We start from the raw sequence: 14,068 nt of genomic DNA, 5'->3' as shown, positions 1-14,068 counted from the left end.
TCAGCGCGCTCGCGCTTCATACACAACCCGCCCGCCGACGATCGTCATCAACACGCTCGCCTCGCGTATCGCCTCCGGCGCAACGCTCGTCAGGTCACGATCGATGAGGACCAGATCAGCAAGCTTCCCGCGTTCGATGGAGCCCTTCGCTTCCTCCTCGTGCGACGCATACGCGCCGTTCCTCGTATACGCGCGCAGTGCGTCTTCGACTCCGATCTTTTGTTCAGGAATCCAGCCATCCGGGTGCATGTCGTCCAGCGTCCGACGGGTTACCGCCGCGTAGATTCCCTCGAGAGGTGTTGGGGGAGCCACGAACCAGTCGCTCCCAAACGCGATCTTCGCACCGGCGTCCGTCAGTGACCGAAATGCATACGTGCCCTTGCTACGTTCGCGTCCGATCACTTTTTCTGCCCATCGCCCGTCATCGATCGCATGGTAGGGCTGCATGCTCGGGATGACGCTGAGACGCGCAAAGCGAGGGATGTCTGCGGGATCAATATGCTGTGCGTGCTCGATTCTGAACCGGCGGTCCCGCGGGCCGTTCTCACGCGCCACGCGCTCGAATACGTCGAGCTGGGTTCTGATTGCACGGTCCCCGATTGCGTGAACGATCATTTGCAGGCCTGCCTTGTCCCCGGCAGACGCCCACTGATAAAGATCTTTCTCTGTTTCTACCAGAAAGCCGGAATCGGCCGGCGTATCGCTGTAGGGCGCCAGCATTGCTGCCGTGTGTGAGCCAAGCGATCCATCCACGAAACCCTTGAGCCCGCCAATGCGAACCCAGTGATCGCCGCCGCCGCGTCGCGCCACCGTGTCGCGCAGCCTCGCCCACTGCGCGATTGGAGTGACAGCGTAGATTCGCGTGATCAGCTTCCCCGCTGCCCGCGAACGATCGAACGTCGCAAGATCGCCGAAGCCACCCATGTTATGAACCGACGTGACGCCGCGCTCGGCGACATACTGCATCGCCGCCTCCAGTGCCCGATCGTTCTGCTGCGCCGTCGCAGGCGGCTCGACCGAATTGACCAGGGTCTGCGCGTTGTCCTTGAGAATTCCAGTCGGTTTGCCGCTCGCGTCCCGGACTATCGAACCACCATCGATGTTGCCGGTAGCGCTTGTCACTCCGCCTTTTGCAAGCGCGTCGCTATTCGCCAGCGCCATGTGACCATCCAGCCGCGAAATCCACACCGGATTATTGGGCGTCACCGAGTCGATCCAGTCGCGGCGCGGAAGCTCGCCTCCCCAGTTCATATGATCCCAGTCACCGCCGGTGATCCACGTACCGGGAGGGACGGTAGCAGCGTAGGCTTTTATGGCAGCAATGAACGCAGCCGGCGTTTTCGCATTGCGCAACTGAACCGACGCAAGCCGAAATCCGCCGTCGATAAAATGCACATGTGAGTCGATAAATCCGGGTGCGACCATGCCTCCCCTGGCATCGATGACTCTTGCTCCTGGGGTCACTCCAGCCAGCTTCGAAATCTCGGCACTCGATCCGACGGCGATTATACGGTCACCGCTCACCGCCACAGCGTCAGCCCACGGCTGCCGCGGATTTGCGGTCCAGATCTTTGCATTCACAATCGCGAGAGTTGGAACACCGGGTGGCGTCATCGACATGGCGCATCCTGTGAGCGCGAAAGCGAGAAGTGGGACAACAATCACGAGACTCCCAAGCAGACGGCTCATCCGTCTTCCCGGGGTTGTCGCAAACCTGACTGGCGGTGTTGGCGCAACAAAGCGGTAAGCACCGCAGCTACGCCGAGGTGCAGTGGCATCGCGAGCGCGATGATCGAACCATTTGTCTGGTCGAAGACTGGCAGAATCTGCATTGCGAAACCCAGAATAGACAACGCTGCAATGATGGCGGACATCACTGCCGCACTTGCAAGTGGCTTCGCCCGGTCGGCGACTGCTCGCGATGCCTTCGTTCGCCAGAGCAGGTGAACGAGCATGATGGCGAGGATCAATGACAATGGTGTAGCCTGGAGCAGATTCTCGTTTCTGTAGCTGTACACATGATTGGTGGCCATCCACAGGCCGGCGAGCACAATGCCCAGCACTCCGGCAACGACACTCCAGATCGCAGCGAGCCCAAGCACCGGCCGCGCGAAGCCTCCACGTCGTATCGAAAAGGCCCACATTGCCCCCGCAACGAGCAGTACGAATGTTACGAGAATGATGACTCCTGCAGGACCTCGTGTGACCTTCGACGCCTCAGGCGCGCGCGTTGCCTGAAACAGCACGCGCTCGTCAGACACCAGTGGTGCGGGCACACCGCTTGAGCTCGTTACTGCCACCGACCGCAGGTGCTCCATCAGCTTCACTGGAAGAAACATTTCCTCCCAATTCGAAATGGGCTCGTCTACAGGATGCCCGAGAGCAGCGAGAGTGCCGGTATGGACCAGCGCGTCATCCTGAGTCAGCCGTTCCGTATGAAACCGATACGACGCGCCTGAGGCACGAAGTTTCGACGCTCTGCCGATGGTTCCGCCCAGCGCGAAGTCAAGCGCGTCTCGTACGCGCGTAGAGCAGTTATCGCGGTAGTAATCGTAGGAGTATTTCCGATTCTCGGGGAGGTTGTTCCGCATCAGGAACTCGTTGAGCCGGTGACGCTCCGCGGGCGACAGATTCAATCGCTGCGCCCATACGGTCCGATTCGCCTGCCGATACGCGTCAATCGTTCCCGCAAGGTCGAAAGCGCCCATGGAGTAGCGCATATCGCCCTTTAGAAAGTTGGACATGAAGTCCGCATCGGCGAAATCGAACAGCCCCCAGTGATAGATGACGTCGACGTTGGCTGACGCATTCTGTATCCAGATCGCGTTATGGCCGAATTTTTCCCAGACGAGGTCGCCGTGGCCCATTGTCAGAAGGTGAACGGTCAGGTTTGCCCCGGGCTCCGCATTTGCAGGGACTGCGGTATCGGCCGATGCGGGGCGCATTTTCTCTCCGGGGGCGCTTGCCGTTGCGGCACCCTGAGGGGGAACCGCGCCCTGACCCCATGCCGGAGCAGTGGTCGCGCCGGTAATCGATGCATGGATAACCAGAGCGACCGTCATCGAATTCAGCCTTCGCGCAAGTGGGACGAGCAGGCTGAGGATCGTCGCCGAGTGTCGGCGGCGGATCAAAACGTTATCTCACGACCCTCGTCGGCCGATTTGTAGATCGCCTCCATGACCCTCATCACCTTGAGCTGGTCGTCCGGCGGCTCATAAGCGATCTCTTCCTTAACCACGGCAACAAAGTGCGCAAGCTCGGCACGATACGACTGGAGGAACACGCTCTCTCGCGCAGCCGCGCCGGTCGGTGAGACGTTGGTGGGACGGCCGTTGAGCTCCTTGACTACCCGCAATGGCGAGAGACGTGCACTGCCCCTGCTCGACAGTACCTCGAACCACCAGCGTTCCTCCTGACCGACATAAGCCCACGACACATCAATGCTGAAGCTCACCTTGTTCGCGCACTCGAGCTGCACGAGCATCGTGTCCTCGACGGCGCCCGGTCGCGACCGATCCATTTGCGCGCTGACCCGAACTGGCTCAGGGAAATCGGACAGCCACAGTGCGAGGTCGAGAATGGGATATCCGTATTCCAGAAACGCCCCGCCTCCAGCTTCCGCCTTGCTGGCTCGCCATCCCTGCTGCGCAGTCCGAAACTGGTATTGTCCGCCGCGCATTCCGATAAGCCGCCCCAGCTCACCGCCCAGCAGGAACCTGCTCAGCTGTTGAACGTCGCTGCGAAAACGATGGTTGTTGCCCACCACGACCATGCGGCCGGCTTTCTCCGCAGTGTCGAGAATGCGCCGCACCCCGCCCGACGTAAGCGACAGTGGCCGCTCACAAAGAACATGCACGCGCGATTTCAGGGCCCGCAGAACATGTGGCTCATGAAGATGATTCGGCGTTGCAACCACGACTGCGTCGAGCTGGTCAAAATCAAGCAGCTCGTCGATGTCGGTGAACACATCGGGCACGCCCATTCGCTGAGCGAGCGCGCCGGCCTTGGGTCCGTCGTTGTCGCAAATGGCGACGAGTTGCGCGCCGCGAATGCGCGACAAGACCGGGAGGTGCGCAAGCTGCGCGATAGCGCCGGCTCCAACCAGGCCGAGTCGGATGTCGTCAGGCATTACAACTCCGGCCTCGTGATCGGTGGAATACCGCCGCTTTCGATCTCCATGCCGCGTGACTCGCTCAATTCACGCTTCCGACGGTCGTGCCGGGATAGTACGTGGTGAGAATGGTGCGATAATCCTGTCCTGCGCGCGCCCTGCCGATGGCACCCCACTGGCACATTCCGATTCCATGGCCGTAGCCGCCGCCGCGAAGCGTCAGCCGGGAGACCTCGCCCGAGCCGTCGATGGTGGTTTCAGCAGTGAAATACGTACTGTTGAGAATTGTTCCTGTCGGTGTGCGCAGAACAAATCTGATATCGTTGCCCCGAAGCGCATAGTTGCCGCCCGACGTCTGAACGCTGAGCGTGGAGACGCGGTCCGACGCCGTCCGGCCCTCCACCCGCGACGACCTCACAGTGCCCACCGAGACCCGCGGGGCGGTGGGGTTCGGCGCAACGCTTGGCTCAGCCCCTCTCGTGTACTGGCCCAGATATTTTTCAAGAGTTTCCTTCAGCTCGCTTTTCTCGAATGTGCTGGTCCAGCGGAACCGGGGTGATGCGTCGCAATAGAACTTGTCGGAGCCGGGAACTCGATCGCTTACCGGCTGGAGATGCGGCTTGGGAGATTCGCGCCACCAGACTTCCTGCACCGCTGCCGTGCTGCCCCCGCACGTGGAGCTGTACGGAGTGTTGACAATCCTTCCGCCGTACCGCAAGACCATATTCGCGGTTGTCGCCACCGCAGCGTCGGCCATCGGTTTTTCAGCGTCTGCACCGCCGTACACCTGATCCTGAACCGACGAGTACATATCAAACGCGCGGCTTCCGGCTTCGGCCATCTTTATGTAAGAGTAACTCCGCGCAGCGACTGCCTGCGCCTCCACCGCTGCCTCTTCGCCAGCGATGCGATTTCCGATTTCGAGCGGAACCACCCCCCTCAAGTAGGATTCCACACCGAGGCGATTCACGACAAGAATTGCATCGGCACTCGGCGTAATGACGAACTCGCCCCGGTAGCGTTTGCCCTCATGGGTGAGAAACGTCCCGGGGGTTGCAGCGCGCACGATCAACGGCCCCGTGAATCGCGACGTTACCGAACCATCTTCTCTAATGGCGACCAGCTGCCCGTTGCGCCTTTCCACCCGCATTGTAGTGCCGGCGGTGCCGCGGGTAACCAGGTTGGCACTGTTGCGATTGTAAATCGCCCAGGAGCCGGTGCCGCCAATTTTCGGCGATCGCGCCGCAATCGCCAGTGCCACCCTGACCGGCTGGTCGCTGCGATCCGCGGCGGAAACGGCATCGGGGTCCGAACCGGGTTGGTCGCCCCCCCGCGGCAACGCTGATGCACATGCAACGGCGCCGGCAAGCGCAATCGCCGCCGCCCTATGCACGGGCACTCAGCATCGCGTCTTCCATCCGCGAAAGCGCGTGCCCCACCACTGCGTCGCCGTGCGCAGCTGACATGAAGCCCGCTTCGAATGCCGACGGAGCCAGATACACGCCCCGGTCGAGTGCGGCGTGAAAAAACCGTCTGAACATTTTCATATCACTCCCTTTCGCAGATTCGAAGTCATGGACTGGTGCATCGCTGAAGAAAAAACCCCACATCGAGCCGGCTGATTCCGCCGTGATTGGAACGCCCAGCCGCGCACCCATCTCCCGCAACCCGGAGACAAGCGTTGCCGTACGCCGTTCAATGATTTCATGGAGGTCGCGCGTGAGAGCCGTCAGGGTCGCGAGCCCGGCGGCCATCGCGAGTGGATTGCCCGAAAGTGTGCCGGCCTGATACACAGGCCCCGCCGGTGCAACCCGCTCCATGATTTCTCTGCGTCCGCCATAGGCTGCGGCCGGTAACCCGCCGCCGATCACTTTTCCCAGAGTCGTGATATCGGCCGTTACACCGAAGCGCTCCTGCGCACCGCCGGGCGCGATCCTGAAACCAGTCATCACCTCGTCAAAGACGAGCAGCGCGCCCCATTCGTCAGCGATTTCCCGTAACCCCGGAAGAAACTCCGCTGTTGGCGCGATAAATCCTGCATTTCCCACCACCGGCTCGACGATGATTGCCGCTACTCCGCCTTTCGCGGTTCGGACCAGATCGCGCGTCGCAGCGAGGTCGTTGAAAGGGGCCGTCAGCGTGAGAGAAGCAAGCGCGGCAGGAACGCCTGGAGAATCAGCGAGCCCGAGTGTCGCAACGCCAGACCCCGCCCGGACAAGAAAGGAATCGGCGTGGCCATGATAGCAGCCCGCGAATTTCACGATCGCATCGCGCGCGGTGAATGCGCGCGCGACACGAATTGCACTCATGGTCGCCTCCGTTCCACTCGAAACGAACCGGAGCATCTCGACGTGCGGCATTCGCAAACGGATCAGCTCGGCGAGCTGCACCTCGAGCTCCGACGGCATTCCAAAACTGGTGCCGTCGTGCATCGCGTTGTGGATGGCGTCCAGCACCATGGGATGCGCGTGGCCAAGTACGAGCGGCCCCCATGATAAGACAAAGTCTATGTACTCGTTGCCGTCGGCGTCGCAGACATAAGCCCCCTTGCCGCTACGCGCTACTACCGGATTGCCACCAACGCCGCCGAAAGCACGCACCGGGGAATTGACCCCGCCTGGGAAAATTTCGCGCGAGCGGCGCATGATTTCATCCGAGTTAGCGCCCATAACTTCCGATTGTCTGGGCAGCCATCGGGAGTGTACGGCTCATTACCGGCATCCGCGCAACTCCCGGGGATGCGACGACGCGGACCACAGATGCGCGGAAGTCGTAGTCATCCACTACTTCTTCCACCGCCACGTCCGCGAACGTTCCGGGCGCCAGTACCTGATCGATGTATGTGATCCCATCTATATCGTCTGCCTGCCAGGGAAGGCGCGCCATGGATATCCCGCCGGCCAGATCGGGGCGGTCGACAATCGCCCTCGCGAGTTGGCCGACCCGCCCGTCGTATCGCTCGGTGGTCACCGCTCGCTGCAATTCCGTCAGCCGCTCCAGCCGCTCCCGTTTGATCGCTTCGGGGACGTCGTCGGCCATCGTTGCCGCCCGCGTCCCGTCCTGCGTCGAATAAGTAAAAGCGCCTACGCGGTCGAACTGTACTTCCTCGAGAAACTCCAGCAACTCATCAAAATCCGCATCTGTCTCTCCCGGGAATCCGACGATACAGGTTGTGCGGATGGCGACATCTGGAAGCGCATTACGGAGGTTGGCCACCTTCTGGCGAATCGTCCGCTTGCGCTCTGGTCGCCGCATGCGGGCCAGCACGTTGTCAGCGGCATGCTGCATCGGCATGTCGATATAGGGCACAATGCGCCGGTGAGACGCGACCACGTCGAGAAGCCGCGGAGTGATGCCCGCCGAATACAGGTAGAGCATCCTGAACCACGGAATGGAAGTTTCCGCCAGGAGTGATTCGAGGAGTTCGGCCAGGTACACTCCATCCCGGCGGTCGCGTCCGTAGTGCGCCAGATCCTGGGCGACGAGATTCAATTCGCGCGCTCCCTGAAGTTCGAGCAGCTGCGCCTCGCGAATCAGCTCATCGCGCGAAAATGACCGGTGCCGGCCTCGCATGAGGGGAATCGCGCAGAACGCGCAGCCGTGGTCGCAACCTTCGCTGATCTTGAGGTAACGCACATGGGCCAGGTCGCCGGTGTAAAGCCGTACACCCGGGTGCAGCGCCATCGGCTCCGCGCCCAGAATTCCCCTTTCGGTCAACTCCTGGGCCAGTCGTCCAACCTCGGACGCCCCCAAAAACAAATCGATCTCGGGAAGGGCGCTTTCAAGCTCGCTCTTGTGCCTCTCAATCATGCACCCAATTCCCACCACCGCTTTGCACAACCCTTCGGTCTTGTATCGCGCGGCTTCGATCATCGCATCGATCGATTCCTTTTTTGCAGCGTCGATGAAGCCACATGTATTGACGATGATGACGTCCGCCGCGGAGAGATTCGACGTGTATTCGCCTCCGTATCCGGCAAGCTCGGCAAGATAACGCTCGCTGTCGACCGTGTTCTTGTCGCAACCGAGGGTGATGAAGCCGACTTTCACTGCCCCGGCCTTAACTGCAATTGCCGAATCGAAGCCAGTGCCGCTGCATTACCTGTAGTTTCCGAACTGCAGCTCGACTCCGAAATCTTTCGTGCGGAGCAGGCTCATCGCTTCCTGAAGATCATCGCGGGAGGGCGAAGTGACGCGCACCTGATCGCCCTGAATCGCCGCCTGCACTTTTTTCAGCTTTGCTTCCTTGATGGAGGCCGCCACTTTCTTCGCAGTGTCGCCATCGAGCGACATTTTCAGCTTGATCTGCCGGTTCACGCGATCGCCCCCACCCGGCTTGTTCTCACCGATCTCCAGATTCTTCACCGGCACACCGCGCTTGAGGAGCTTCGACTGAAGAACGTCGAATAGTGCGTCCATTTTGAAGTCACTGTCGGTTGTCAGATCGATCGTGTTTTCCGCACGCTTGAAATCGATCTCGGCGAGTGCTCCCTTGAAATCGTATCGCTGGGCGATCTCTTTCTGGGCCTGATTGACGGCGTTGTCGACCTCCTGGAGGTCGACGCTCGTCGTCACGTCGAATGAGGACTGTGATGCCATTCTCCAAATCTATCGATGGTGGCCGGCATGTGCTTCGAACTGCGGCCGGCCATCGCCAGGAGAGTGGTTACCCTAACCGAGGAAAGATTCGAGCGCCCTCCGCCTCGAATTATGCCGGAGCTTGAGCAGTGCTTTTTCCTTGATCTGCCTTACCCGCTCGCGGGTGATTCCCAGCAGAGTTCCAATATCCTCGAGAGTCATCGGATCCTCTCCATCGAGCCCGAAGTAGAGCCGCAGGATTTTAGACTCGCGCTCCTTGAGGCCGGACAACGATTCCTCGATCGCCTCTGTCAGAGCCTTCTCGAAGGTTGCTTCGTCGGGAGTGCGATTGGTTGTATCCGGGAGGTAGTCGAGGAGCCGGTTGTCCTCTCCGGGCGTCATCGGCGCATCGAGCGACAGATGCACCTGCGAGATGAGCATCGTCTTCGCTACTTCTTCCTCGGTGATGTCGAGGCCCTGCGCAATTTCGAGATGGGTGGGCTGACGTCCCAGCTCCTGAAGCAGTGAACTCGCGCGCTTCCCGATACGATGCAGCGCGCCGGCTCGATTCAAGGGAACCCTTACAATTCTCGACTGCTCGGCGAGCGCCTGAAGAATCGACTGTCTGATCCACCACACCGCGTACGAAATGAATTTTATGCCTTTCGTTTCGTCGAATTTGTGGGCCGCGCGGATGAGCCCCAGATTCCCTTCGTTGATCAGGTCGGATAGCGACACGCCCTGATTCTGGTACTTCTTGGCGACGGAGACGACAAAACGCAGATTCGACCTGACGAGAGTGTCGAGCGCTTCCTGGTCATTGGTGCGAATCCGCTGAGCGAGACTCACTTCCTGCTCTCTGGTAATCAGCGGATAAACGCTGATATCCCGGAGATACTGGTCCAGCGACCCTTCATCGTATTGCGTCTTTCGAGTGACCGAGACCGCCATGGCGAACGCTGCTCCTTCCTACGACCGCGGTGTGATGCCTGAGTTCGTCGTGAATTGCGAGCTCGCAGATGTCACTGAATCATTTCGCCGAACCTTTTCCATCGAACCCGCGTGAGCCAGTCGAGTTTCACGGCGCCATCGGGAACGTAGCTATAATAGACCACTAACGGCTGGCCACGCACAAGAGAGTCCGCCACAAATCCCCAATAGCGGCTGTCGAGGGAATTGTCGCGATTGTCGCCGAGCACGAAGTAGTTTCCCTCAGGGACGATCAGCGGTCCCCAGTTGTTACGGGAGGGATGGTAGCCCGGACTGGCCTCGAGAGAAGGAACCTGCACCGGCGAAAGCGACACGATGTCATGTTTCGCGCGTGCGCGGAGCAGATAACTCAGCTGCCAGTTGAACTCTTCCCCGGAAACGTCGGAACCGGGGGCCGTATGCGACACGTATGACTCGCGCTGCCGCCTGCCGTTACGCACGAGGTCGCCCTCACGCATCTGCAGGGTATCGCCAGGCAATCCAACAATCCGTTTGACGAAGTTCTTGCTCTTGTCCACGGGCCACTGAAACACCACGACATCGCCACGCGCCGGCATTCGCAACGCCGGCAACCTTACTCCGGTGAACGGAACCTCGGCCCCGTAAACCAGTTTGTTGACCAGCAGAAAATCACCGACCAGCAATGTGCCCTCCATGCTGCCGGTCGGAATCTTGAATGCCTCAACAAAGAACGAGCGAATCACGAAGAAGAGGGCGAGCGCAACGATAACCGATCGCAGCCACTCCCACAGAAACCTGAGGCCGGCGCTCGCAGGCTTGTTTGCCCGGACGAGAGGACTACTCAGTCGTCGTTCGTTGAAGATCATCGGCCCTCTACTCCTTTTCGCTCAATCCGGGGCACCCAGATAATTGTCGATCTGTGCACGCTGCAGTGTACCCGAAAAATCCGCATACCCGACCTTGGTCTCCGAATAGAATTCATAGACCTGCCAGCCGCCTTCACGGTGTCCGTTACCAGTCTGTTTTACACCGCCGAAGGGCAGGTGTGCCTCGGCACCGATCGTTGGAGCGTTGACGTACGTGATACCATTATCCAGATCGTTCAGGGCGCGGAAAGCAACGTTCACGTCCCGCGTGTAGATGGATGACGACAATCCGTACCTGACGTCATTGTTGACAGTAAACGCTTCATCCGCGCTCGCCACCCGGACTACCGATAGAACAGGCCCGAATATCTCCTCCTGTTCAAGCCGGGAGCCTGCCTCGACCCGCGCAAAAATCGTTGGCTCGAAAAAATTGCCCTTCCCGAGCTTGCCATCATCCGGGCGGCGACCACCGCAAAGCAGGTCAGCGCCATCAGCCTGTCCAATGTCTATGTAGCGTTCAACCTTGTCGACCGCGGCCTCGCTGATCATCGGACCTACGTCCGTTCCCTCCTTGCGGCCGTCACCCAGTTTGAGCGTGCGCGCCCTGTCGACGAGCATACTCAAAAAGCGGTCGTGTATTCCTGTGTGCAGGATGAGGCGGCTTGTCGCGGTGCAGCGCTGGCCAGTGGTACCAAATGCCCCCCAGAGCGCCCCCTCCAGAGCAAGATCCAGATCGGCATCGGCCATTACTATCTGTGCATTCTTGCCTCCCATCTCGAGCGACAACCGCTTGTGCATGCGGCCGCAAATGGCGCCGACAATGCTGCCGGTCTCAGTGGAACCTGTGAACGAGATCAGCGGCACGCCCGGATGTTCGACAATTGCGGCTCCCACCTCCTCGCCCGTTCCATGGATCAGCTGAATCACTTCGGGCGGTAACCCCGCCTCCAGCAGTATCTCCACCAGGATCGTAGCGGTGTGCGGAACATCCTCGGCCGGCTTGAATACGCACGCGTTTCCGCAGACGAGCGCGGGAAACATCTTCCACGTTGGGATCGCCATCGGGAAATTGAACGGACAGATGATTCCGGCAACGCCGATCGGACGACGGTAGCTCATTGCCCACTTGTTGCGCAGCTCGCTCGGCACGGTGTGCCCGAAGAGTCGGCGGCCTTCGCTTGCCGCATAGTAGGCAGTGTCTATGCCCTCCTGAACGTCTCCGCGTGTCTCTGTGAGCGGCTTGCCCATCTCGCGTGTCATTGCGTCGGCGATTTCTTCCTTCCTTGTCGCCATGATGTCACCGACTATCCGCAACACGTCGCCGCGGGCCGGCGCCGGCGTCGAGCGCCAGTCTGCAAAGCCGCGCGTGGCGCTCCTGACAGCCCGATCCACGTCCGCTGGTCCTGATAACGGGAAGCGGCCAATCACATCGTCGCTATTGGCAGGATTCCGATTTTCGAAGTATTCGCCGGAGTCGGGAGCGACCCACGCGCCCCCGATAAAATTATTGAACTGTTTCATCAGTCTGTGATTGGCTCTAGGAGTGTTCTCGAGTCAGCGAATACCGCTCGATTTTCTTGTAAAGGTTGGACCGCGGCATTTCCACGGCGCGTGCGGTCTCGGAGACATTCCAATCGAACTCGCGGAGCTTCCCAAGAAGGTATGCCCGCTCTGCAGCTTCCTTGAACTCTTCGAAAGTGCGGCACGCAGTAAGGCTCGCAAGGCCCGTATCATCCGCAACGCGTGCGCCCGCAAGGCGATCTACATCTTTCGCGGAGAGCTCGAGCCCTGTTGCGAGAATCAGCATGCGCTCGACGGTGTTGCGCAGTTCGCGAACATTGCCCGCCCAGTCGAGCGACATCAGCCGCTCGATGGCGCTTTCGCTGATACGCCTCGGAGTGATTCCCTCGCGCTGGGATAACACCGTGACAAAGTGCGCCACCAGGTCCGGAATGTCGGCGCTGTGCTCGCGCAACGGCGGAACATGTATCGGCACGACATTGAGCCGGTAGTACAGATCCTCACGGAAACGACCGGCAGCGATCTCGGTCTCCAGATTCTTGTTGGTGGCGGCAACGACGCGCACGTCGACAGAAATTGGCTTTGCTCCGCCGATGCGCGTGATGACGTTGTCCTGCAGCACGCGGAGAACCTTGGCCTGCGCGGCCATACTCATGTCGCCAATCTCGTCAAGAAACAGCGTGCCGTGATTTGCCTGTTCGAATTTACCGGGCCGATCGGCAGTCGCGCCGGTGAACGAGCCTTTCATGTGGCCGAACAGCTCGCTCTCGATCAACTCGCCGGGAATGGCCGCACAATTGACCTCGATAAAAGTCTTGCTTGCGCGCGCGGAATGCCGATGCAGTGCTCGTGCGACGAGTTCCTTGCCGGTTCCGTTTTCCCCGGTGATGAGAACGCGTGCGGGGGTGGTTCCAACTTTCTCGATCTTCTCAACCAGCGCGCGCATCGCCGGGGAGTTGCCGACGATCTCGTACGGTGAGCCCCCGCCACCCTGCAGCCGTCGGTTTTCGTCGCGCAGGTTGATGTGTTCGAAGACATTTCGCAGCATTACAAGGATGCGATCAGTATCGAGCGGCTTCTCCAGTATCTCGTACGCACCCAGCTGCGTCGCTTCGACGGCGGTCCTGATTGTTGCGTGCCCGCTGATCATCACCACCGTTGCGACGGGGTCCAGCTCCCTGATGCGCTTCAACGCTTCGAGGCCGTCCATCCCAGCCATCTTTATATCCAGAAAGGTGAGGTTGGGCTTCCATTTCTGATATTCAGCAATGCCGTCCGCCGCATTGGAAGCGGAACGCACCTCGTAGCCCTCATACTCGAGCAGCTGGCCGAGCGCCGCCCGAATTCCCTGCTCGTCGTCGACGACGAGTACGCGACCGCTCACGGCTTGTTCTTGTACACAGTTATGCGCCCGTTGGAAATCCGAACGTCGCCGATGTACTCCGGCAGCTTCATCGGCAGCGCGTTGGAGGCGACCTCCGGCGGCCGTTCCTGTCTCCGAATCTGACCAACCAGCCTTGGAATGACTCCCGACGGCACCGAGAATCGCCCGAGCTTGACGTCCTGTACGACAAACTCGCCCAGCCCCGGCCTGATGACGTTGATTGTGCCGCCGAGTTGCACGGTGTCGCGATCGCCAAGCATGGCGGCGAGAGGGCCGAGCGCCTTGCCTCCGCCAAAATCGGCAAGCGCGACGTTTGCGCGGATGTACAGACGGTCGTCTATAACGGTCGCCGAAATGTCCTCGGCCGATTCAGGGAGCTGTTTCGTTGCGGCCAGAAAGATGTAGGAAGCGGCTTCGCTGGGCGTGAGATTGGCGAATACCGGCCCCGATCCACGGGAAAGCGACTCGACTGCGCGACGCCCGCGATCGGCGCTTCCAGTCGAAAGCGGTTGCCAGCCCCCATCCCGCACGACGGCGGTCTCGGCGGAAGGGGAATCTCCGGAAACTCTGGAGTACAACCCGCGAAGCTGATCGCGGTTGAACCATCCAAGGACTGCGAGGGCAACCAGAAGCACAAGACATCCGATACTGCGAAAG

Annotated in this window: 12 protein-coding genes; all 12 read right to left on the bottom strand. The window is 60.3% G+C overall.

Going from position 1 to position 14,068, the window contains the following annotated elements:
- Positions 1–1,689, bottom strand: a complete 1,689-nt coding sequence (locus WKF55_08840; protein ID MEJ7759687.1) for an amidohydrolase — start codon at positions 1,687–1,689, stop codon at positions 1–3.
- Positions 1,686–3,062, bottom strand: a complete 1,377-nt coding sequence (locus WKF55_08835) for a DUF4105 domain-containing protein (GenBank protein ID MEJ7759686.1) — start codon at positions 3,060–3,062, stop codon at positions 1,686–1,688. Before WKF55_08835 ends, WKF55_08840 begins: the two co-directional genes overlap by 4 nt.
- A 65-nt stretch (positions 3,063–3,127) precedes the next feature.
- Entirely contained in the window at positions 3,128–4,129 is a 1,002-nt protein-coding gene (locus WKF55_08830; GenBank protein MEJ7759685.1) for a Gfo/Idh/MocA family oxidoreductase, read from the bottom strand.
- A gap of 64 nt (positions 4,130–4,193) precedes the next feature.
- Positions 4,194–5,510: a SpoIID/LytB domain-containing protein gene (locus WKF55_08825; protein MEJ7759684.1), complete on the bottom strand. Its 1,317-nt coding sequence runs from the start codon at positions 5,508–5,510 to the stop codon at positions 4,194–4,196.
- The gene (hemL, locus tag WKF55_08820; GenBank protein ID MEJ7759683.1) at positions 5,497–6,756 is read right to left on the bottom strand and encodes a glutamate-1-semialdehyde 2,1-aminomutase; all 1,260 of its coding nucleotides are present in this window, start codon (positions 6,754–6,756) and stop codon (positions 5,497–5,499) included. The genes WKF55_08825 and hemL overlap by 14 nt, the downstream gene beginning before the upstream one ends.
- A 13-nt stretch (positions 6,757–6,769) precedes the next feature.
- Positions 6,770–8,161, bottom strand: a complete 1,392-nt coding sequence (gene rimO / locus WKF55_08815) for a 30S ribosomal protein S12 methylthiotransferase RimO (protein ID MEJ7759682.1) — start codon at positions 8,159–8,161, stop codon at positions 6,770–6,772.
- A gap of 48 nt (positions 8,162–8,209) precedes the next feature.
- Positions 8,210–8,710 (bottom strand): YajQ family cyclic di-GMP-binding protein, encoded by a 501-nt coding sequence (locus tag WKF55_08810; GenBank protein ID MEJ7759681.1) that lies wholly within the window; start codon positions 8,708–8,710, stop codon positions 8,210–8,212.
- A gap of 72 nt (positions 8,711–8,782) precedes the next feature.
- Complete coding sequence (locus WKF55_08805; GenBank protein ID MEJ7759680.1) at positions 8,783–9,640, bottom strand: RNA polymerase sigma factor RpoD/SigA; 858 nt, start codon at positions 9,638–9,640, stop codon at positions 8,783–8,785.
- Between the two features lie 71 nt (positions 9,641–9,711).
- The gene (lepB, locus tag WKF55_08800; protein MEJ7759679.1) at positions 9,712–10,506 is read right to left on the bottom strand and encodes a signal peptidase I; all 795 of its coding nucleotides are present in this window, start codon (positions 10,504–10,506) and stop codon (positions 9,712–9,714) included.
- Between the two features lie 21 nt (positions 10,507–10,527).
- Positions 10,528–12,027: an aldehyde dehydrogenase family protein gene (locus tag WKF55_08795; protein ID MEJ7759678.1), complete on the bottom strand. Its 1,500-nt coding sequence runs from the start codon at positions 12,025–12,027 to the stop codon at positions 10,528–10,530.
- A 16-nt stretch (positions 12,028–12,043) separates the two neighbouring features.
- Positions 12,044–13,411 carry a sigma-54 dependent transcriptional regulator gene (locus tag WKF55_08790; GenBank protein ID MEJ7759677.1) on the bottom strand — a complete coding sequence of 456 codons (1,368 nt, stop codon included), beginning with the start codon at positions 13,409–13,411 and terminating at the stop codon, positions 12,044–12,046.
- Positions 13,408–14,046 carry a hypothetical protein gene (locus WKF55_08785; protein MEJ7759676.1) on the bottom strand — a complete coding sequence of 213 codons (639 nt, stop codon included), beginning with the start codon at positions 14,044–14,046 and terminating at the stop codon, positions 13,408–13,410. Before WKF55_08785 ends, WKF55_08790 begins: the two co-directional genes overlap by 4 nt.
- Positions 14,047–14,068 lie beyond the last annotated feature (22 nt).

This window comes from Gemmatimonadaceae bacterium (assembly GCA_037721215.1).
Taxonomy (GTDB): domain Bacteria; phylum Gemmatimonadota; class Gemmatimonadetes; order Gemmatimonadales; family Gemmatimonadaceae; genus UBA4720.
The sequence above is the reverse complement of the archived record's forward strand: the minus strand, read 5'-3'. Positions and strand labels throughout refer to the sequence as shown.